The 20709-nt window shown below is 62.2% G+C and carries 18 protein-coding genes and 1 pseudogene; 16 read left to right on the top strand and 3 right to left on the bottom strand.

The annotated features are described in order from the left end of the window. Positions 1-5: 5 nt before the first annotated feature. Positions 6-215: an acid-shock protein gene (locus PQQ96_RS03630; RefSeq protein ID WP_408288868.1), complete on the top strand. Its 210-nt coding sequence runs from the start codon at positions 6-8 to the stop codon at positions 213-215. 140 nt (positions 216-355) lie between these two features. Here PQQ96_RS03630 and PQQ96_RS03625 read toward each other — a convergent pair whose 3' ends face one another. Beyond that, on the bottom strand, positions 356-682 hold the full coding sequence (locus PQQ96_RS03625; RefSeq protein ID WP_408288865.1) for a DUF1840 domain-containing protein: 327 nt from the start codon (positions 680-682) through the stop codon (positions 356-358). Between the two features lie 417 nt (positions 683-1099). On the opposite strand from PQQ96_RS03625, the gene argS reads away from it, so the two are divergent. The 7 genes from argS (at position 1100) to PQQ96_RS03590 (ending at position 10092) form a co-directional block, all read left to right on the top strand. Beyond that, positions 1100-2890, top strand: a complete 1791-nt coding sequence (gene argS, locus PQQ96_RS03620) for an arginine--tRNA ligase (RefSeq protein ID WP_408288862.1) — start codon at positions 1100-1102, stop codon at positions 2888-2890. 61 nt (positions 2891-2951) lie between these two features. Beyond that, positions 2952-3764: an SPOR domain-containing protein gene (locus tag PQQ96_RS03615; protein ID WP_408288859.1), complete on the top strand. Its 813-nt coding sequence runs from the start codon at positions 2952-2954 to the stop codon at positions 3762-3764. Between the two features lie 184 nt (positions 3765-3948). Next, complete coding sequence (locus PQQ96_RS03610; RefSeq protein ID WP_408288856.1) at positions 3949-4587, top strand: thiol:disulfide interchange protein DsbA/DsbL; 639 nt, start codon at positions 3949-3951, stop codon at positions 4585-4587. Positions 4588-4602: 15 nt separating this feature from the next. Then, a complete protein-coding gene (locus tag PQQ96_RS03605; protein ID WP_408288853.1) occupies positions 4603-5376 on the top strand; it encodes an SDR family oxidoreductase in 774 nt (257 codons plus the stop codon). 3 nt (positions 5377-5379) lie between these two features. Next, positions 5380-6198 (top strand): helical backbone metal receptor, encoded by an 819-nt coding sequence (locus PQQ96_RS03600; protein WP_408288850.1) that lies wholly within the window; start codon positions 5380-5382, stop codon positions 6196-6198. Between the two features lie 370 nt (positions 6199-6568). Beyond that, a complete protein-coding gene (locus PQQ96_RS03595) occupies positions 6569-8155 on the top strand; it encodes an ABC transporter substrate-binding protein (RefSeq protein WP_408288847.1) in 1587 nt (528 codons plus the stop codon). Between the two features lie 293 nt (positions 8156-8448). After that, positions 8449-10092, top strand: coding sequence for an ABC-F family ATP-binding cassette domain-containing protein (locus PQQ96_RS03590; protein ID WP_408288844.1), 1644 nt, complete (start codon positions 8449-8451; stop codon positions 10090-10092). A gap of 34 nt (positions 10093-10126) precedes the next feature. Here the strand turns inward: PQQ96_RS03590 and PQQ96_RS03585 are convergent, their stop codons facing one another. After that, positions 10127-11200 carry an MBL fold metallo-hydrolase gene (locus tag PQQ96_RS03585; RefSeq protein ID WP_408288841.1) on the bottom strand — a complete coding sequence of 358 codons (1074 nt, stop codon included), beginning with the start codon at positions 11198-11200 and terminating at the stop codon, positions 10127-10129. A 188-nt stretch (positions 11201-11388) separates the two neighbouring features. Here PQQ96_RS03585 and PQQ96_RS03580 point away from each other — a divergent pair, with 188 nt between their 5' ends. From PQQ96_RS03580 to gltA, 8 genes and pseudogenes are all read left to right on the top strand, one after another. Next, a complete protein-coding gene (locus PQQ96_RS03580) occupies positions 11389-11793 on the top strand; it encodes a MerR family transcriptional regulator (protein WP_408288838.1) in 405 nt (134 codons plus the stop codon). An 86-nt stretch (positions 11794-11879) separates the two neighbouring features. After that, positions 11880-13709: a bifunctional isocitrate dehydrogenase kinase/phosphatase gene (aceK, locus tag PQQ96_RS03575; protein WP_408288835.1), complete on the top strand. Its 1830-nt coding sequence runs from the start codon at positions 11880-11882 to the stop codon at positions 13707-13709. Positions 13710-13812: 103 nt separating this feature from the next. Beyond that, the gene (can, locus tag PQQ96_RS03570; protein WP_408288832.1) at positions 13813-14589 is read left to right on the top strand and encodes a carbonate dehydratase; all 777 of its coding nucleotides are present in this window, start codon (positions 13813-13815) and stop codon (positions 14587-14589) included. Then, entirely contained in the window at positions 14582-15790 is a 1209-nt protein-coding gene (locus PQQ96_RS03565; RefSeq protein ID WP_408288829.1) for an acetyl-CoA C-acetyltransferase, read from the top strand. The genes can and PQQ96_RS03565 overlap by 8 nt, the downstream gene beginning before the upstream one ends. A gap of 39 nt (positions 15791-15829) precedes the next feature. Beyond that, on the top strand, positions 15830-16507 hold the full coding sequence (locus tag PQQ96_RS03560) for an SDR family oxidoreductase (RefSeq protein ID WP_408288826.1): 678 nt from the start codon (positions 15830-15832) through the stop codon (positions 16505-16507). 36 nt (positions 16508-16543) lie between these two features. Next, positions 16544-17674: an acyl-CoA dehydrogenase family protein gene (locus PQQ96_RS03555; RefSeq protein ID WP_408288823.1), complete on the top strand. Its 1131-nt coding sequence runs from the start codon at positions 16544-16546 to the stop codon at positions 17672-17674. Positions 17675-17806: 132 nt separating this feature from the next. Next, positions 17807-18016: pseudogene (locus PQQ96_RS03550) on the top strand (FAD assembly factor SdhE); the annotation flags it as partial. A gap of 85 nt (positions 18017-18101) precedes the next feature. Then, complete coding sequence (gene gltA, locus PQQ96_RS03545) at positions 18102-19403, top strand: citrate synthase (RefSeq protein WP_074289031.1); 1302 nt, start codon at positions 18102-18104, stop codon at positions 19401-19403. A gap of 204 nt (positions 19404-19607) precedes the next feature. Here gltA and PQQ96_RS03540 read toward each other — a convergent pair whose 3' ends face one another. Continuing rightward, entirely contained in the window at positions 19608-20672 is a 1065-nt protein-coding gene (locus PQQ96_RS03540) for a helix-turn-helix domain-containing protein (RefSeq protein WP_408288821.1), read from the bottom strand. Between the last annotated feature and the right edge of the window lie 37 nt (positions 20673-20709).

The following is a 20709-nucleotide window of genomic DNA, read 5'->3' as shown; positions in this document are numbered from 1 at the left end:
ATCGTATGAAGAAGCTGACGCTGTTATTGACTGCTGTTTCGCTCGCCGCAAGCGCCTCGGTGGCGCTGGCCCAGCCTGCGGCCCCCGCCGCCTCGAGCTCGGTCAGTTCCTATTCGCCGCCTACGCAAAAGCACGTCAAGAAACCCAAGAAGCAGAAAGTGAAGAAGGGTGCGTCGGCACCGATGGCCGCCCCGGCGGACGCCGCCAGCCAGTAAGCAGGCTCGGCAGACGGGCCGTTAAGCCCCGTGAAAGACAAAGAGCCCGCTCATGCGGGCTCTTTGCATTGATGCGTGACGGTCTGCGCGTGTGCGCCGCCAGAAGCGGCGAACGCCACGGCTGGCGGACCGCTCCGGAATCAGAGCCCCCAGAGGATATCCAGGTTTTCCTTGCGCGCGGCGCGCAACATGTCGAGGAACGGGAACGCGCGCTGGGCGAGTCCCGGTGGAATCTCATGATGCTCGTGGCCGTCTTCGCCTTCGTGGAAATGGCCTTCGTGCTCGGCACGTTCCTGTTTGTCGACGCTGATTGCCGCTTCAAGCTTGGTGATCGCAACGTCGAGTTCGTCGTGGGTAATCACGCCACGCTCACCAAGGCGCTTGCCGACAATGCCGACGAGGTACTGGGCAAGATTCTCCAGCATCACCACATCCGGGTAGGCCCGGCATTTGAAAGTAATCAGCATGACTGTTCCCTTTTTCGTTATGTTGGATCGACGTGTGGGCAGCTCGACTTCCGCCGCCGGCGCGCGTTACGTTGACACGCCGATCAGGCACGGCGGCCACGGCCCTTAGTGGGCATCTCATTGAACATATTAGCACCTGCTAAAATCCGTCTGGACGGAAAAGCGTGCCGCAATGCGCCGCGCGCGGCGTAGCGCAGGAGGCGGGGCCGGTTGGCCGCGACAGCAGGCGCCCCGGCATGTCGCGGCGCACCGCACCAACCGCGTCGCGCGCAACCTGCCTGATCGTGCCCCGAAGTACCCGGCGCGTCCCGGCCGGTGCAGCCCCGCTTTCCACGCTTCTGACGAATCGGCTGCGCCTCGCGCGCGGCCGCCGCTTCTTCCGCATCACCGGATTGCCTCACTGGACTCGCAACAAGCATGCTGCCTGCACATAAACATACCCTCGAAACACTGCTCGCCGATACGGTGAAGCAGGTTGCTGAAGCCACCCAAGGCGCGAGCGAAGCCGCCTTCGTCTCGCCCACGATCACGCTGGAGCGTCCCAAAGTGGCGGCGCACGGCGACGTCGCCTGCAATGTGGCGATGCAACTCGCCAAGCCGCTGCGCGCCAACCCGCGCCAGCTGGCGCAACAGATCGTCGACGCGCTGCTGGCGCAGCCGCAGGCCAAGGGTCTCGTGGATGCCGCCGAAGTGGCCGGCCCCGGCTTCATCAACCTGCGCCTTGCCGCCGCCGCGAAGCAGGCGGTGATCGCCGCCGTGTTCGCTGAAAAAGATGCCTTCGGCCGTTCGCAACGCGACGCCGGCCAGCATGTGCTGATCGAATTCGTCTCGGCCAACCCGACCGGCCCGCTGCACGTCGGCCACGGCCGCCAGGCCGCGCTCGGCGATGCGCTCTCGAACGTGCTGGCCTCGCAAGGCTGGGACGTGCATCGCGAGTTCTATTACAACGACGCCGGCGTACAGATTCATACGCTCGCCGTTTCGACCCAGGCGCGTGCCCGTGGCATTGCCCCGGGCGACGAAGGCTGGCCGGCCTCGGCTTACAACGGCGAATACATTGCCGACATCGCCAAAGACTATCTGAACGGCGTCACGGTTGCCGCGAGCGACGGCGAGCCCGTCACGGGCGCGGGTGATGTTGAAGACCTCGACGCGATCCGCCGCTTCGCAGTTGCGTATCTGCGCCGCGAGCAGGACATGGACCTTCAGGCGTTCGGCGTGAAGTTCGACCAGTACTACCTGGAGTCGTCGCTGTACAAGGAAGGCCGGGTCGAGAAGACCGTCGAGGCGCTGATCGCCGCCGGCAAGACCTACGAACAGGAAGGCGCGCTGTGGCTGCGCACTACGGATGACGGTGACGACAAAGACCGCGTGATGCGCAAGAGCGACGGCACCTACACGTACTTCGTGCCGGACGTCGCCTACCACGTCGCCAAGTGGGAACGCGGCTTCACCAAGGTCATCAACATTCAGGGCTCGGACCACCACGGCACGATCGCGCGCGTGCGCGCCGGCCTGCAAGGGCTTGGCATCGGCATTCCGAAGGGCTACCCCGACTACATCCTGCACAAGATGGTCACGGTGATGCGCAACGGCGAAGAGGTGAAGATCTCCAAGCGCGCCGGCAGCTATGTGACGGTGCGCGACCTGATCGAATGGTCGGGCGGCGCGACGCCGGGCTCGGAAGCCGCTATCGATCTGATCGACGAAGAGACAATTCGCCGCGGCCGCGACGCCGTGCGCTTCTTCCTGATTTCGCGCAAGGCGGATACGGAATTCGTGTTTGACATCGACCTCGCGTTGAAACAAAACGACGAAAATCCGGTGCACTACGTGCAGTATGCGCATGCGCGGATCTGCTCGGTCATCGCGGAATGCAAGGCGCGTTACAGCACGGACGAAAGCACGCTGGCCGCGGTGGACGTGTCGCCGCTCACCAGCGAGCGCGCCATGGCCTTGCTGAACAAGCTCGCCGAGTTCCCGGACATGCTGCAACACGCGGCCGACGAACTCGCGCCGCACGCGGTCGCGTTCTATCTGCGCGACCTCGCCGGGGAATTCCACTCGTTCTACAATGACAGAGCCGAACGCGTGCTGGTCGACGACGCTGCCGAGCGCAATGCGCGCGTCGCGCTGCTAGCGGCCACGCGCCAGGTGCTGGCCAACGGCCTCGCGACGATCGGCGTCTCCGCTCCCGTCAAGATGTAAGTCCTCCGGCGCAACATGTACGCGGCCGTCGTTATAATCGACGGCCGTTCCAGGGTTCTTTTTGCAGGTGATTCATACGATGGCAAAACCACGCCGCACAACAAAGCAATCGCAATCGAAACAAACCGGGGGGACTTTTCTCGGCATCGTGCTCGGCCTGATCGTCGGTCTCGCGATCGCGGTAGTGGTGGCGCTGTATATCACCCGTGCACCTACGCCGTTCGTTTCGAAGGTCGCGCCGCCCGCGGCGCCTGACACCGGCGCAAGCCAGGCGCAATACGACCCGAACCGTCCGCTGCAAGGCAAGACGCCGGGTCAGCCGGTACCGCAAGCCGCGCAACCGGCGCCGCCGAACACCGCACCGGGCCAGACCAACGCGCAAACGCAGTCGGGCATGCTGGAAGAACCGCAGATCGTCGAAGTGCCGCCGTCGAGCGGCAATACGAACGGCACGGCAGTCGCACCGAAGCCCGCGCAGGATAACGGCAACGGCACAGCCACCGCACCGGCGAAAAAACCGCAAAGCCCCAGCACACCGGCCGCCACTGCGGCTGGCTCGACGCCGAAGAGCACGGCCACCACCGCGGCCAACGCCAAGCCGGGTTCGGGCGCGGCGCCAACAGCGGCTGACGCGAACACGGGCTACTTCCTGCAAGTGGGCGCCTACAAGACCTCGGCCGACGCCGAGCAGCAGCGTGCGCGTCTCGCCTTCCAGGGCTTCGAATCGAAGGTCACGCAGCGCGATGCAGGCGGCGTGACGTACTACCGCGTGCGTATCGGACCGTTCTCGAAGTTCGAGGACATGAATTCGAGCCGTCAGCGTCTGTCCGACGCGGGCGTGGATACCGCCGTAATCCGCTTTACGAAGCAATAAGCAAACAAAAAACAAACGGTGATTTGCCGGAACGCGCCGCCGCCGAACTATCGGCGTGCGGCGCGGGTCACAAACACGACAGACAAGCACAACGGACGACTAATACGTCTAACGCCGACATTAAAAACGGTGACGGGCATTTGCGTGGCGCCACCGCTTTACCGCCTACCTGGGTCAACACAACATGAAAAAACTGCTGAGCATTCTGTTCCTTTCGCTGGGCCTCGTTGCCGCCACGGCGCATGCATCGCCGGCCGCGCCGGTGTCCGGTAAGGACTACACCGTGCTGGCCACGCCGCAACCTACGGACGCGCCGGCCGGCAAAATCGAAGTCACCGAGTTCTTCTGGTACGGCTGCCCGCACTGCAATGAATTCGACCCGTACCTCGAAGCCTGGATCAAGAAGCAAGGTCCGGACGTGGTGTTCAAGCGCGTGCCGGTCGCCTTCCGCGACGACTTCATTCCGCATTCGAAAATGTTCCACGCGCTCGACGCGCTCGGCCTCGCCCAGCAACTCACGCCGAAGGTTTTCAATGAAATCCACGTCAACAAGAACTACCTGCTGACGCCGGAAGACCAGGCCAAGTTCCTCGCGAAGAACGGCGTCGATCCGAAGAAGTACATGGACGCGTACAACTCGTTCTCGACGCAAAGCGCGTTGCAGAAGGATAAGAAGCTGATGGACGACTACAAGATCGACGGCGTGCCGACGCTCGCCGTGCAAGGCAAGTATGAAACCGGCCCGGCGGCGACCAACAGCCTGCCTGGCACGATTCAGGTACTCGACTACCTGGTGCAGCAGATCCGCGCCAAGAAGATGTAAAGCCGAGGCGCCGGAATGAGTTCACCCCTGAAGGTTTTCATTACCGGCGCTTCGAGTGGCATCGGCCTCGCGCTCGCCGCCGAATATGCGCGGCGCGGCGCGATTCTCGGCCTGGTTGCCCGCCGCGGCGACGCTCTCGCCGCCTTCCAGCAGTCCCATCCGCAGAATTCCATCTCCACGTATTCCGTCGATGTCCGCGATTGCGAGGCACTCGCCGAAGCGGCCACGCAGTTCATCGCACAGTACGGTTTGCCGGACATCGTGATCGCCAATGCCGGTATCAGCCGCGGTGCGGTCACCGGGCACGGCGATCTGCGCACCTTCCGCGAAGTGATGGATATCAATTACTTCGGCATGGTCGCCACCTTTGAGCCGTTCGCCGCCGCGATGGTCGTCGCGAAGAAAGGCACGCTGGTCGGAATCGCCAGCATCGCCGGTGTGCGCGGCTTGCCGGGGTCGGGCGCATATAGCGCGTCGAAGTCAGCCGCGCTCAAGTATCTGGAAGCATTGCGCGTCGAGATGCGGCCGCTGGGCGTCGGCGTGGTCACCATCGCGCCCGGCTATATCCGCACGCCGATGACCGAACACAACCCGTACAACATGCCGTTTCTGATGGACGCAGACCGCTTCGCGGTGAAGGTCGCCGGGGCGGTCGAACGGCAGACAGCCTTCGCTGTGTTCCCGTGGCAGATGCGCATCGTGGCGATGCTGCTGCATGTGCTGCCGCGCTGGCTCTACGATCTCGCCTTTGAACGCGCGCCGCGCAAGCCCCGCGCCGTCGCCGAATAAATCATGCAGCCACGTGCGGTCGATGCAGCCGGCGTCGCGCACGAAATGATGGGCGCCAGTGCGCGCATCGTCTCACTGGTGCCAAGCATCACCGAATTGCTGTTCGCTTTGGGGCTCGACAGGCAGATCGTCGGGCGCACGGGTTTTTGCGTGCATCCGCATGACAAGGTGCGGCAGGTACGCAAAGTCGGCGGCACCAAGGCCGTCAATATCGACGCGATTCGTGCTTTGCGGCCCACCCATCTGATCGTCAATATCGACGAAAACGAGCGCGATACCGTCGAGCACTTACGCGCGTTCGTCCCGCATATCGTCGTCACCCATCCGCAGACCCCACAGGACAATCTCTCGCTGTACGCGCTGCTGGGCGCCATCTTTGACCGCGATCCAGAAGCGCAACGCTTGAGCGAGGCACTCGAAGCGCGTCTGTGCGAGGCCGCCGAGCAGGTGTTACCAACGCAAAACGTGCTGTATCTGATCTGGCGCGAACCGTGGATGACCGTCGCACGCGACACCTATATCGCCGCGATGCTAAGACTCGTGAACTGGCAGACGCTGCCTGAAGTGGAAGGCGGAGCGACAGGCGCGGCGCGTTATCCCACGCTCGATTTCGATCACGCACCGTGGCTGGCCGGCGTCGATCGCATACTGCTTTCCAGCGAGCCTTATCGCTTTACACAAACGCATTGCGACGCGCTTAAACGCGATCCTCGTCTGGCCGGCAAACGCATTGAGTTAATCGATGGTGAGCTGGTGTCGTGGTACGGCGTGCGCGCCATCGACGGCGCCGCCTATCTGCTCGGGCGCGCGGCCGCGCCATAAGCGCCGGCGCGGAGCCAAGGCCACCGCGTAGCGCCTCCTGGCGCTCGCATGCGCGGCTTCACAGCCCCGCTCACTGCCCCACGCGGCGCGAAGCGTTGCCTGGGCGAGGCCACCGCGCGAACCCGTGCCCCCCGCACGCCGACTCACGCTGTCCATATGGATATGCGGATTAAATTGTTGTCGCCGCAACCACCCTTCGATAAGCTTTCGCCAAGGCCAAGACACGCGTGTGCTGTAGCAGCCAAACCATGCGTCAGCGCCGGAAACGTATCACAATAAAGAAGACGGCCAGACTGGTCGCCGCCCGTCAACGGAATACAGCCACACCAACCAGACGCACTGCCTGACTGCGCTTGTTATGGGAGATCCTATGCGCTTCAAACTGCTCGCAGCCGCCGTACTGCTCACGGCGCCCGCGCTCGTGCTCGCCAAACCGCTGACCGTCTGTACCGAGTCGAGCCCCGACGGCTTCGATGTCGTGCAGTTCAATTCACTCGTCACGACCAATGCATCGGCCGACGTGATCTTCAATTCGCTGGTCTCGTACGACGAGGCCGCGAAGAAAGTCGTGCCCTCGCTGGCCGACAAGTGGGACGTGAGCGCCGACGGCCTCACCTACACGTTCCATCTGCGCCCGAATGTGCAGTTCCAGACCACCGACTACTTCAAGCCCACCCGCGCGCTGAATGCCGACGACGTCGTTTTCACGTTCGACCGCATGCTCAACGACAGCAATCCGTGGCACAAGGTAGCAGGCGCGAGCGGCTTCCCGCATGCCCAGTCGATGGGTTTGCCGAAGCTCATCAAGTCGATCAGCAAGGTCGACGACAACACCGTCAAGTTCGAACTGAACGCGCCAGACGCGACTTTCGTGTCGATCCTGACAATGGGTTTCGCCTCGATCTATTCGGCTGAATACGCCGATCAGTTGCTCAAGGCCGGCAAACAGGTCGACCTGAATTCGAAGCCGATCGGTACCGGTCCGTTCGAGTTGAAGAGCTACACCAAAGACGCGGTGATTCGCTACGACGTGAACCCGACGTACTGGGGTCCGAAACCGAAGATCGACCGCCTGATCTACGCGATCACGCCGGACGCCACGGTGCGCGCGCAAAAGGTCAAAGCGGGCGAATGCCAGATTGCTTTGTCGCCGAAGCCGCAGGATCTCGCCGACGCGAAGAGCGACAAGTCGCTCGCCATCGTGCAGACGCCGGCGTTCATGACCGCGTTCGTCGCACTGAACACGCAGAAGAAGCCGCTCGACAACCAGAAGGTGCGTGCAGCTCTGAACATGGCGTTCGACCGCACCACGTATCTGAAGGCGATCTTCGACAACACCGCGACGCCGGCCGTGAACCCGTATCCGCCGAACACGTGGAGCTACGACAAGTCTGTGAAAGCGTGGCCGTACGATCCGGTGAAGGCAAAGCAACTGCTCGCCGACGCGGGCTATCCGAACGGCTTTGAAACGACGATCTGGGTGCGTCCGAACGGCAGCGTGCTGAATCCGAATCCGAAAGCCGGCGCCGAACTGCTGCAAGCCGACTTCGCGAAGATCGGCGTGAAGGCGGAGGTGAAGGTGATCGAATGGGGCGAGCTGATCAAGCAAGCCAAGCAAGGCCAGCATGACACGCTGTTCATGGGCTGGGCCGGCGACAACGGCGATCCGGACAACTATCTGTCACCGCTCTTCAGTTGCAACGCGGTGAAGTCGGGGATCAATTTCGCGCGCTTCTGCGATCAGGATCTGGACAAGCTGATCGCCGACGGCAAGGCCACGCCGGATCAGGCCAAACGCGCGAAGGCGTATGAACAGGCGCAGCAGATCATCCACGATCAGGCGCTGTGGATTCCGCTGGGTTATCCGACCGCAGCGGCCATCACGCGTACGACCGTGAGCGGCTATCACGTGAGTCCGTTCGGACGGCAGAACTTTGGAACGGTGGCGGTGCAGTAAAACAACGGTGCACACCACGCTCGACGTTGAGCAACGAAACAGACCCGCTGCGAATGCTGCGGGTCTGTTTTTTTACCTGTACCAGTCGCCCCACCCTGCGCAAAAGGAATCCGCACGCGACAACGCACCGCAGCGGCACGCTTGCATCCGATCCGTTGCGCTTGCTATACTTTTTTCAGATCACTTTCTTCGGACACCAGCCAAAATGAACAACTAAGCCTTCCTTAAATGTTTTCGCTTCACGCAAGCCTTGCTTGCCGGGCGAAAGGTGCAACACATTTTCGGAGGTGCTTATGGCTCATGTCACGCCAGCATCCACACTCGTTTCGCTTCATCAGGTCTCGTTCCATTTCAACGATGGAGCGACGCTGTTCGACTCTCTCAATCTCACGTTCGACACCACGCCCACGGCCATAGTCGGTCGCAATGGCGCGGGCAAAAGCATGTTTGCACGGCTGGTTGCGGGTGAACTGACGCCGTCGGCGGGCAAGGTTGAACGCTTTGGCTCAGTTGCCTACATCAAGCAGAATACAGTCGCGCCGGAGGGCGAAACGATCGCGCAAACCGCCGGTCTTGCATGCACGCTTGATGCGCTCGCACGCCTTGCGGCGGGCACCGCTCAACCCGACGATCTCGACGTCGTCGGAGACCGCTGGGACCTCGCCACACGCTTTCAGATCGCGCTGCAGCAGGCACATTTGCCGGAACTGCAAGCGCACGAAAGCGCGGACATATTGAGCGGCGGCCAGCGGGCACGTGTCGCGCTCATCGGCGCGTTACTGTCCGACGCCGACCTGCTTGTGCTCGACGAACCCACCAACCACCTCGATCGCGATGGCCGCGCCTGGTTGCGCGAGCAACTGCATGAGTGGCGCGGCGGGATGATCGTCGTCAGCCATGATCGGCAACTACTGCGCGAGGTTGAGCGGATCGTCGAACTGACGCCCCATGGGCCACGCGTCTACGGCGGCAACTACGAGGTCTTTCATGCGCAGCGCGAAGCGGAGCAGCAGGCCGCGCAATTCGCGCTCGAACACGCGAGAACCGGACGCGCACGTGAACATCGGCGTCTTGCGCGGGAACATGACACGATCCAGCGCCGCTCAGCGGGCACGCGGCACTACGCCGATATCGCCAACGTCTCGCGGATGGAACGCGCGAAGATAAAAGGTCGAGCGATGGAAGCGATGGGACATGTTCGCAAGTCTCAGCAAACGGTAAAAACCGATCTCAACGACAAGGTCAGCGAAGCCGCGGCGCGCGTCATGCCGGAAAGCGCGGTCTTGCTCTCCTTACCCGGCGCTGCGCTTCCTGCACGTCGTAAAGTTTTCACGCTCGATGAGACGCGTCTGCCCTGGCTGAAAGCGAACGATCCGGCAGCAACGGTGACGTGGGCAGTCGAAGGTCCTGTGCGCATTGCAGTAACGGGCCCGAACGGCTGTGGTAAGTCAACGTTACTTCGGGTACTCGCCGGTGAAGTCTCGCCCCAAGGCGGCACGCGTCTGACACACGTGCCGTGCGCGTACCTCGACCAACGCCTCGACCTGCTCGATCCGGAGCGTTCAATCGTCGAGCAGTTGGGCCTGCTCGACACGCCACTGGCGGAAGGCGAATTACGCAGCCGCCTGGCATTGCTGCAACTCGACGCTCAATGCGCGACGCAGCCCGCGCGGAATCTGAGTGGCGGCGAGCGGCTGAAAGCGGCACTCGCTTGCGCGTTGTGGCGTGGCACGCCGGCGCAATTGCTGCTGCTCGACGAGCCGACCAATCACCTCGATCTCGAATCGGTGCTGGCGTTCGAAGACGCGCTAACGGATTTTCCAGGCGCCATCGTCGCGGTGTCACATGACGCGGGATTTCTTGAAGCGTTGCGACCAACCCATACGATGCAATGGACCATCGAGGGTTGGCACTTCGAACCGGTCAAGGTGGATTGACCACGCGACGATGCGTGGCCGCCTGTCCCACGCGTTAAGCCGCCGAGAACCGGATCACCCCATCCGCATCCTGCGTGCGCTTCAACTCACCGGCGAGCCACAGCAGATGCAGGTGAGCCAACGCCTCGCCGAGCGCGAATGTCATCTGATGGATGTCGAGCTGGCGCTTGAACATCAGCGGCACGATATCCGCTGCGCTCTGCGGCTTCTCCGCGCATGCCTCGCGCACTTCAGCCAGACGCGCGTCATGATGCTCACGCAACTGTTTGATACGCGTGTGCACGCCGCGAAACGGCTTGCCATGCGACGGCAGCACGAGCGTGTCTTCCGGCATCGTCTCGTAGCGGCCGAGCGATTCCAGATACAGTGCGAGCGGCGTGCCTTCCGGCTCCATGCCGAACACCGAGACGTTGGTCGAAATGCGCGGCAGCACCATGTCGCCGGAGATCAGCGTGCCCGTCTCCTCGCAAAGCAATGCGCAGTGTTCCGGCGAATGGCCGAAGCCGGTCACCACGCGCCACGTCTTACCGCCGATCTTCACGCCATCGGCTTCGCGCAGACGGCGGTACTGGCTGGGAATCGCCGGCACGAGGCTCGAGTAGTAGCTCGTGCGATTACGCAGCTTATCGAGCGACGCCTCGTCGTTCAAACCATGACGCGCGAAGTGTTGCGCCGCGCCCTCACCACCCGCGTTCGAACCGTCGCCGGCCGCCATCACGCGGGCCTGCATGTATTCGCCGAGCGTCATCCACAACCGCACGTCCCAACGCTTCTTGTCGCCGCCGCTGCAAATCCAGTGCGCGAGACCAATGTGGTCCGGATGGCAATGCGTAACGATCACGCGCAGCACCGGCAAGCCGTCGAGCACGGACTCGAACACTTTCTCCCAGTTCTCCTTGATCGTGTCCGACGCAATCCCGCAGTCGACCACCGTCCAGCCTTGCTGACCGTCGATTTCATCGCGTAGCAGCCACAGGTTGATGTGGTCGAGTGCGAAGGGTAGCGGCATGCGCAGCCAGAACACGCCAGGCGCGACTTCCATCGCGTGGCCCGCTTCGGGCAGGGTGTCATGGAACGGGTAGTCGAGTTGATGTTCTAGTGCGTTCATTGTGGGTGTCTTCCTCCGTCGGCCGTCCGGCATGGCGAGGTATGCGATGCCGGATGGCGTGGTTGCGTCCCGGTCGGGACATACCGGTGCCGTATTGCGCCGTAGTTGCGTTTCGATCAAGTTGACGATAACGTAAACGTCGATTCTATCGTTCAATCCGATTTTCTGCCCGGTCACGGGATGCCCCGATGAACACGCAATACACGATCACCGAGCTCGCGCGGGAATTCGACGTCACACCGCGGGCGATCCGCTTCTACGAAGACCAGGGTTTACTCTCGCCCAGCCGTGAGGGATCGAGTGGCTTGCGGCGCGTCTATTCGGGCCGCGACCGCACCCGCCTGAAGCTCACGCTGCGCGGCAAGCGGCTCGGCTTCACGCTGTCGGAAATCCGCGATCTGCTCGATGTCTACGAGTCGCCGACCGATACGGTGCCGCAATTGCATGCGTTCCTTGCCACGGTGGCTCGCCATCGCGATGTGCTCGAACGCCAACTGGAAGATCTGAACGCGACGCTCGAAGACCTCGCGCAATACGAAGCCCAGGCGAGAGCGCTGCTGGAGAACGGGACACGCGAAACCAGGTCCGCCTGAGCGGACAGCGGCGCGAGGCGCTGCGGGCCCACCCGGACGATACAATCACGGGTGTCTTCACGACATGGGACGAATGCACGGTCGACATGAATCACTTCCCCAAACTGTTGTCGTCGCAAATCGGCTTTGACGTCGCCCAGACGATGCTCGAAGGATTCGACCGTCATTACCGGATCTTCCGCGACGCCGCGATCCATGCCAAATCGCTTTTCGAAGCAGCCGACTGGCATGGCCTGCAAGCGCTGGCGCGCGAGCGCATCACCTCGTATGACGAACGCGTCGAGGAATGCGTCGTATTGCTCGAAGACGAGTACGACGCCGAGAACATCGACGACGAAGTGTGGCAACAGATCAAGCTCCACTACATCGGCCTCCTGACCACGCACCGCCAGCCCGAGTGCGCGGAGACGTTCTTCAATTCGGTGTGCTGCAAGATCCTGCACCGTTCGTATTTCAACAACGACTTCATTTTCGTGCGCCCGGCAATCTCGACCGAATATATCGAGAACGACGAACCCGCGGCAAAGCCGACCTATCGTGCGTATTACCCCGCCAAGGACGGTCTTGCCGCGACGCTCGAGCGCATCGTCACGAACTTCCAGCTGGAGCCGCCGTTTGAGGACCTGACGCGCGACGTCGAATGCGTGATGCAGACCATTCACGATGCGTTCGGCGTGTTCGACGAAGCGCCCAACTTCCAGATTCATGTGCTCTCGTCGCTGTTCTATCGGAACAAGTCGGCGTATATCGTGGGACGGATCATCAACGGCGATTTGCTGCTGCCGTTCGCCGTGCCGCTGCGTCATGTGAAGCCCGGCGTGCTTGCACTCGATACGGTGCTGCTCAAACGCGACCAGTTGCTGATTATCTTCAGCTTCTCGCATTCGTACTTCCTGGTCGATATGGAAGTGCCGTCCGCTTACGTCGAATTTCTCGGCACGATCATGCAGGGCAAACCGAAGGCGGAAATCTATACGTCGCTGGGCTTGCAAAAGCAGGGCAAGAATCTGTTCTATCGCGATCTGCTGCACCATCTGAAGCATTCCAGCGATCGGTTCATCATTGCGCCCGGCATCAAGGGACTCGTGATGCTGGTGTTCACGTTGCCGTCGTTTCCGTATGTCTTCAAGCTGATCAAAGACCACTTTCCGCCGCCGAAAGAAACCACGCGCGCACAGATCAAGGAAAAGTATCAGCTCGTCAAACGGCATGACCGTCTGGGCCGCATGGCCGACACGCTCGAATATTCGAGCGTCGCGCTGCCGGTTTCGCGGCTGGATGAGGCACTGGTGCGCGAACTCGAAAAGGAAGTGCCGTCCCTGATCGAACACGATGGCGACAACCTGGTGATTCGCCACATGTACATCGAACGCCGGATGGTGCCGCTCAATCTGTTCCTGCAAAACGGCAGCGACGACGAGATCGATCACGGCATCAAGGAATATGGCGACGCGATCAAGGAATTGATGCAGGCGAACATCTTCCCCGGCGACATGCTGTACAAGAACTTCGGCGTGACACGTCATGGCCGTGTCGTGTTCTACGACTACGATGAAATCGAATACCTGACGGCATGCAACGTGCGCGCGGTGCCGGCGCCACGTAACGAGGAAGACGAAATGTCGGGCGAGCCATGGTACTCGGTCGGCCCGCACGACATTTTCCCGGAGACATACGGCACGTTTCTGCTCGGCGACCCACGCGTGCGCCGGTCCTTCATGCAACATCACGCGGACTTCTTCGATCCAGCGCTGTGGCAACGGCACAAGGATCATCTATTGAAAGGCGAACTGCCCGACTTTTTCCCGTACGACAGCAGCGTGCGCTTCTGCATCCGCTATCCGGAACGATTCGCCGACGCGGCGTCCGGACCATCGGATAACCAGGCAGACGAACGCGCCGTGCGCGCGGCTTAAACCTCATGCGCATCACGCGCCGCGCGCATCGTTTAATGCATCGTCCGAACCTAATGTAACGACATCGACCGGTCAATCGGTCGAGCAACCGCCCAGACTCAACATGAACACGAACGATTCTCCCGCTGCCAATCCGCTTGCCCATCTGTTCGACAACAACGACGCGTGGGTGGCCCGCAAACTGTCCGAGGATCCGGAGTACTTCTCGCGTCTCGCGCATCAGCAGACCCCCGAGTATTTGTGGATCGGCTGCTCCGATTCGCGCGTGCCGGCCAATCAGATCATCGGCCTGCCGCCTGGCGAAGTATTCGTGCACAGAAATATCGCCAACGTGGTGGTGCATACGGATCTGAACTGCCTGTCAGTGATCCAGTTCGCCGTCGATCTGCTCAAGGTCAAGCACATCATGGTGGTGGGTCACTATGGCTGCTCGGGTGTCGCCGCGGCGCTGCACGGCCGGCGCGTGGGCCTTGCGGACAACTGGCTGCATCACGTCCAGGACGTGCGCACCAAGCACGCCGCGCTGATCGAAGAGTGGCCAATCGGCGAGGCGCGGCATCGGCGTCTGGTCGAACTCAACGCGATCGAGCAGGTGATGAACGTGTGCCGGACCACCATCATCAACGACGCATGGGCGCGCGGCCAGGAACTTGCGGTGCATGGCTGGGTATATGGCGTGCATGACGGCAAGGTGCGCGACCTCGGCATGACAATCAACGACCCCGCGGCACTCGATGCAACCTACAAGCGCTGCATCGCGGCTGTATCGGCCGGCGGTGCGTACCAGGCAGACAACGATGCAGCGGCCGCCGACGCGGCCCAGCTCGGCGACGTGCCGGCCATCGTCGAAGGTGTGATCAAGGAGCTTAAACATGAATGAGACAAACATGAACGAGACAAAGTCTGATCCGATCGTCATCGTCGGTGTGGCCCGCACGCCGATGGCAGCATTTCAGGGCGATTTCGCAACGCTAACCGCACCGCAGTTGGGTTCGGTTGCGATCGAAGCCGCCGTGCAACGCGCCGGATTGAAACCCGAGCAGATCGACGAAGTGGTGATGGGTTGCGTGCTGCCCGCCGGCCTCGGCCAGGCGCCCGCGCGTCAGGCCGCACTCGGCGCCGGCTTGCCGCTCGCCACCGGCAGCACCACCGTCAACAAGATGTGCGGCTCCGGCATGCGCGCGGCGATGTTCGCGCACGACATGCTGGCCGCGGGCTCGGTCGATGTGATCGTCGCCGGCGGCATGGAGAGCATGACGAACGCACCGTATCTGTTGCCGAAGGCGCGTAACGGCATGCGCATGGGCCACGGCCAGGTGATCGACCACATGTTCTACGACGGTCTTGAAGACGCCTACGAAAAAGGCCGCCTGATGGGCACCTTCGCCGAAGAATGCGCGGCCTCGTTCGACTTCACGCGCGAAGCGCAGGATGCGTTCGCCGTCGAGTCACTGAACCGCGCGAAGCGCGCGAATGAAGACGGCTCGTTCGCCTGGGAAATCGCGCCGGTGACGGTGGAAAGCCGCAAGGGCGATGTCACCATCGATCACGACGAGCAGCCGTTCAAGGCGAACCTCGACAAGATTCCGACGCTCAAGCCCGCGTTCAGCAAAACCGGCACGGTGACGGCGGCGAACTCATCGTCGATTTCCGACGGCGCCGCGGCGCTCGTGATGATGCGTGAATCGACCGCGAAACGTCTCGGCGTCGAGCCGCTCGCTCGCGTGGTCGGCCACTCGACCTTCGCGCAAGAACCGGCGAAGTTCACCACCGCGCCAGTCGGTGCGATTCGCAAGCTGTTCGAGAAGAACGGCTGGCGCGCCGACGAAGTGGATCTGTATGAGGTCAACGAAGCGTTCGCGGTGGTCACCATGGCCGCGATGAAGGAACATCATCTGCCGCACGACAAGGTCAACGTGAACGGCGGCGCCTGTGCTCTCGGTCATCCGATCGGCGCATCGGGCGCACGAATTCTCGTCACGCTAATCGGTGCCCTGAAAAACCGCGGTCTGAAGCGCGGCGTCGCGACGCTGTGCATCGGCGGCGGCGAAGCGACCGCGATGGGCATTGAACTGGTTTAACGCACTGTTTCCAGGCGTTTGAGGGCTTGAGGTGATTCGATGAAAACAGTGTTGATCGTCGGTGCATCGCGCGGCATCGGCCAGGAGTTTGTGCGGCAATACCGGAAGAGCGGCTGGCGCGTGCTCGCCACCGCGCGCGACGGCGCCGCGCTCGACGCCCTGAAGGCACTCGGCGCGGAGACCTTTTCACTCGACGTCACCGCACCCGAAGAAATCGCCGCGTTCGGCTGGAAGCTCGGCAACGAACGGCTCGATGCGGCGGTGCTGGTATCGGGTGTGTACGGGCCGCGCACTGAGGACATCGAAACGATCACCGCAGAAGACTTCGACCAGGTCATGCATACCAACGTGCGCGGACCGATGCAGTTGATGCCGATCCTGCTGCCGCTCGTCGAAGAAGCGGGCGGCGTCTTCGCGGTGATTTCGAGCAAGATGGGCAGTATCGGCGACGCCAGCGGCACGACCGGCTGGTTGTATCGGGCGAGTAAGGCCGCGCTGAACGACGCGCTGAAGCTTGCGTCGCTGGCAGCAACGCGCGCAACCTGTATTTCGCTGCATCCTGGCTGGGTGCGCACCGACATGGGGGGCGCGCAGGCGGCAATCGATCCAGCGCGCAGCGTCACCGGCATGCGCGAAGTGCTCGCGCAGGCAACGGCCTCACACGAAGCGTTCAACGGCCGCTTCTATCAATACGACGGCACGGCGCTCGACTGGTGAGGAGATACATGAAGAGACTAACAAGGAGACCGAGCCATGGTGCTTGATCAGGACCACCTGATGATCCGCGATGCGGTGCGCACCTTCGTTCGCGAAGCGATCACCCCGCATGCAGCGCAATGGGACCGCGAGCGCACCTTTCCGAAGGACGTGCATCGCCAACTCGCTGAACTTGGCGCCTACGGCGTGCTGGTGCCCGAAGCGTACGGCGGCGCCGGCATGGACGCGCTGGCGCTCGCGCTGATCCTCGAAGAAATCGCGGCAGGCGACGGCGGCACCTCGACCGCGATCTCCGTCAACAACTGCCCGGTGTGCAGCATTCTGCTGACCTATGGCAACGACGCGCAGAAACGCGACTGGCTCACACCGCTCGCGCGCGGCGAAATGCTCGGGGCGTTTTGTCTGACCGAACCGCAAGCGGGCTCTGACGCATCCGCGCTGCGCACCACCGCGACACGCGATGGCGACGCGTACGTGCTGAACGGCGTCAAACAGTTCATCACGAGCGGCAAGAACGGCAACGTCGCGATCGTCATGGCCGTGACCGACAAGACCGCAGGTAAGCGTGGCATCAGCGCGTTCATCGTGCCGACCGATACGAAGGGCTACATCGTCGCGCGCGTCGAAGAAAAGCTCGGTCAGCATTCGTCGGACACGGCGCAGATTATTTTCGAAGATTGCCGCGTGCCGGCCGCGAATCTGATCGGCGCGGAAGGCGAAGGCTATCGGATTGCCCTATCGGGGCTCGAAGGCGGACGCATCGGTATCGCCGCGCAGAGCGTCGGCATGGCGCGCGCCGCGTTCGAGGCGGCATTGGCGTATGCAAAGGAGCGCGAGAGCTTCGGCCAGCCCCTGTTTTCGCACCAGGCCGTGCAATTCCGTCTCGCCGATATGGCGACCCAACTCGAAGCCGCGCGTCAGTTGATCTGGCACGCAGCGTCGCTGAAAGACGCCGGCCAGCCCTGCCTGACCGAGGCCGCGATGGCCAAGCTGTTCGCTTCCGAAGCTGCCGAACGCATTTGCTCCGCCGCCTTGCAGATTCATGGCGGCTACGGCTATCTGAGCGACTTCCCCGTCGAACGCATCTACCGCGATGTCCGCGTGTGCCAGATTTACGAAGGCACCAGCGACATCCAGAAAATTTTGATCGCGCGCGGTCTTGGCTGAAGGTCTGATGAATAAGCAATTGTTGTCAACGCAACGACCGTCTGACTGCCCCTGCGGCGGGGGGGGGCGCGCGCCCCCCCCCCCCCCCCCCCCCCCCCCCCCCCCCCCGCGCGCGGGGGGGGGGGGGGGGGGCGGGGCCTGCTGGAAAACGATCTGATCTTTGAGCGTTTTTTCAGCCGATATGAGCATGACCTCAGCGATGCCGATGTAGGCGCTCTTACGAGCCTGCTCGAGCTGAGCGATAACGACCTGATGGACTTGCTGCTGGTCCGCAAGGAACCGGAAGGCGACCTTGCCGACCCGGATGTGATCCGGGTGCTGGAGCTGTTGCGCAACGCTTGAGCGCCGCTTGTTCACCGCTTGTCCGTTGTTCCCAGGCGTGCAAATTATCGAAACCCTGTTTCCATACTTCGATTGAGGATGTGCTATGACCCCGTCAGATGTTAAAGCCACGCTATCGTTCAGCGACAATTCGCCGAGCGTTGAAATGCCGATTTACAAGGGCACTCTCGGCCCGGACGTGATCGACATCCGCAAACTGTACGGCCAGACCGGCAAGTTCACGTACGACCCGGGCTTTATGTCGACGGCGGCGTGCAATTCGGCGATCACCTACATCGACGGCGACAAGGGCGAGCTGCTGTACCGCGGCTACCCGATCGACAACCTCGCGGAAAACGCTGACTTCCTCGAAACCTGCTACCTGCTGCTGAAGGGCGAGCTGCCGAACGAAGCGCAGAAGAAGGAATTCGTCGACACCGTCACGAAGCACACGATGGTGCACGAGCAGATGCACTTTTTCTTCCGTGGCTTCCGTCGCGACGCGCACCCGATGGCGATCCTGGTCGCGGCAGTCGGCGCACTGTCGGCGTTCTATCACGACTCGCTCGACATCAATAACCCGCGTCACCGCGACGTGTCGGCCATTCGCATGATCGCGAAGCTGCCGACGCTGGTCGCCATGGCGTACAAGTACAGCATCGGTCAGCCGTTTGCGTACCCGAAGAACGACCTGTCGTACAGCGCGAACTTCATGCACATGATGTTCTCGAATCCGTGCGAAGAGTACAAGGTCAACGACGTGCTGGTGCGCGCACTGGACCGTATCCTGATCCTGCACGCTGACCACGAACAGAATGCGTCGACGTCGACGGTTCGTCTGGCGGGTTCGTCGGGCGCTAACCCGTTCGCATGTATCGCGGCCGGTATCGCTTGTCTGTGGGGCCCGGCGCACGGTGGTGCGAACGAAGCCGCACTGAACATGCTGGAAGAAATCGGCTCGGTCGACAACATTCCCGAGTTCATCAAGCAGGTGAAGGACAAGAACTCGGGCGTGAAGCTGATGGGCTTCGGTCACCGCGTCTACAAGAACTACGATCCGCGTGCGAAGCTGATGCGTGAGACCTGCCACGAAGTGCTGGAAGAGCTGGGCCTGCACGACGACCCGCTGTTCAAGCTGGCCATGGCACTGGAAAAGATCGCACTGGAAGACGAATACTTCGTGTCGCGCAAGCTGTACCCGAACGTCGACTTCTACTCGGGCATCGTGCAACGCGCGCTGGGCATCCCGACGTCGATGTTCACGTGTATCTTCGCGATGGCACGTACGGTCGGCTGGATTGCACAGTGGAACGAAATGATCGCCGATCCGGAACAGAAGATTGGCCGTCCGCGTCAGCTGTTCGTTGGCGATACGCCGCGTGAAGCGAAGCCGATTGCGCAACGTTGATTGGGGTTGAGTCTGCGTGGTTCGTAGTTGTTGTGATTGCTGCGAAACAGTGTGGAATTAGCTGATAAAGAAACGCCCCAACGGGTTTATCGTTGGGGCGTTGTGTTTTGGGGCGCACCGTATTGCTGGGGATTCTGCATTGCAGCGCTTCGTGTCATGTCATGGTCTGGCTCGCTGCACGGGGTTTCCTGCCATGTCGCGCTGTCAACCCGGCGCGCGCGTCTGACGTCGTCTGGTTCGTTCGAGCGAAGGCGGCCGTATCTCGAGGTTAGCCGGCGTCGCGCCGGCATCCTTCGGCGCGTGCCCATAGGTTTCGAAAAAACGCCGGTACGCGCTCGGCGTCATGCCGCGCGCCGACATGAACTGTCGATTGAAATTGGCGAGATTCGGGAACCCGGCCTTCGTGGCGATGAGTGCGATCGGCCAGCCCGTGCCGGTCAGTTGCCGCGTGGCATAGCCGATGCGCAGCCGGTTCAGATAACGCCCGACGCTCTCGCCTACATGTCGCACGAAGTAACGGTGTAACGAGCGCTCCGAGAGGTTTGCCACCGCGCATAGTTCGGCGATGCGCAACGGTTCGTGGAAGCGTCGATCAAGCAGGTCGAGCACGCGATTCAACCGCTCCGCTTCCGACGCGCTGCCGCCTGGCGCAGCAGCGGGCGCAATGCCAGACCTATTTGCGGCTTGCGCCGTTTGCATCGCTTGTCCGCTTTGAGCGCTACGAGCGGGTTCTTGCCGTGCGCTCCGCGCATGAGCATGCGCAGCCGGCGACGCCAACGGCTCCGATTCCGCTTCAGACAGACACGCGAGCACCTCCAGCACCGCGCCAAGCCGCGTACGCGGCGACTCATTCAGCAAAGCGCCCATTTGCCCGCGCATCAACGCCACAGCGCCGGGCGCAAACCGCAGCCCCGGTGCGCCGCGCCTCAACAACGTCCGCAACGAAGCAAACTCCGGACAACAATCGGCCATCCGCCGAGCCCAATCGCCGCTGAACCAGACAACGATCGCCACCTGCGGCTCGCGTGCATCGATCGGCTCTGTCGATGCCCACGTGTGCGGCATATCCGGCGGCACCAGCACGAGGTCGTCGCCGCTGTAATCGGCGATATGGTCGCCAACGAAGCGGCGGCCGCGGCTATTCATCGTCAGCGTGAGTTCATATTCGGGGTGGTGGTGCCACTCGAACGGGATCTGCGCGAGCTGCCGATGGTAGACGCGGATCGAGCAGCCGTCGGGGATGGTGACGCGTTCGTACTGGGGTTTCACGGTACGCAACCTGGCCGCGGGAAGGAATGGCGGCGAA

The organism is Paraburkholderia sediminicola (assembly GCF_046027825.1).
Taxonomy (GTDB): domain Bacteria; phylum Pseudomonadota; class Gammaproteobacteria; order Burkholderiales; family Burkholderiaceae; genus Paraburkholderia; species Paraburkholderia sediminicola_D.
The sequence above is the reverse complement of the archived record's forward strand: the minus strand, read 5'-3'. Positions and strand labels throughout refer to the sequence as shown.

Coding starts and splice junctions, on each gene's coding strand:
- PQQ96_RS03630 (WP_408288868.1), top strand. CDS start 6: ATGAAGAAGCTGACGCTGTTATTGACTGCTGTTTCGCTCGCCGCAAGC.
- PQQ96_RS03625 (WP_408288865.1), bottom strand. CDS start 682: ATGCTGATTACTTTCAAATGCCGGGCCTACCCGGATGTGGTGATGCTG.
- argS (WP_408288862.1), top strand. CDS start 1,100: ATGCTGCCTGCACATAAACATACCCTCGAAACACTGCTCGCCGATACG.
- PQQ96_RS03610 (WP_408288856.1), top strand. CDS start 3,949: ATGAAAAAACTGCTGAGCATTCTGTTCCTTTCGCTGGGCCTCGTTGCC.
- PQQ96_RS03605 (WP_408288853.1), top strand. CDS start 4,603: ATGAGTTCACCCCTGAAGGTTTTCATTACCGGCGCTTCGAGTGGCATC.
- PQQ96_RS03600 (WP_408288850.1), top strand. CDS start 5,380: ATGCAGCCACGTGCGGTCGATGCAGCCGGCGTCGCGCACGAAATGATG.
- PQQ96_RS03595 (WP_408288847.1), top strand. CDS start 6,569: ATGCGCTTCAAACTGCTCGCAGCCGCCGTACTGCTCACGGCGCCCGCG.
- PQQ96_RS03590 (WP_408288844.1), top strand. CDS start 8,449: ATGGCTCATGTCACGCCAGCATCCACACTCGTTTCGCTTCATCAGGTC.
- PQQ96_RS03585 (WP_408288841.1), bottom strand. CDS start 11,200: ATGAACGCACTAGAACATCAACTCGACTACCCGTTCCATGACACCCTG.
- PQQ96_RS03580 (WP_408288838.1), top strand. CDS start 11,389: ATGAACACGCAATACACGATCACCGAGCTCGCGCGGGAATTCGACGTC.
- aceK (WP_408288835.1), top strand. CDS start 11,880: ATGAATCACTTCCCCAAACTGTTGTCGTCGCAAATCGGCTTTGACGTC.
- can (WP_408288832.1), top strand. CDS start 13,813: ATGAACACGAACGATTCTCCCGCTGCCAATCCGCTTGCCCATCTGTTC.
- PQQ96_RS03565 (WP_408288829.1), top strand. CDS start 14,582: ATGAATGAGACAAACATGAACGAGACAAAGTCTGATCCGATCGTCATC.
- PQQ96_RS03560 (WP_408288826.1), top strand. CDS start 15,830: ATGAAAACAGTGTTGATCGTCGGTGCATCGCGCGGCATCGGCCAGGAG.
- PQQ96_RS03555 (WP_408288823.1), top strand. CDS start 16,544: ATGGTGCTTGATCAGGACCACCTGATGATCCGCGATGCGGTGCGCACC.
- gltA (WP_074289031.1), top strand. CDS start 18,102: ATGACCCCGTCAGATGTTAAAGCCACGCTATCGTTCAGCGACAATTCG.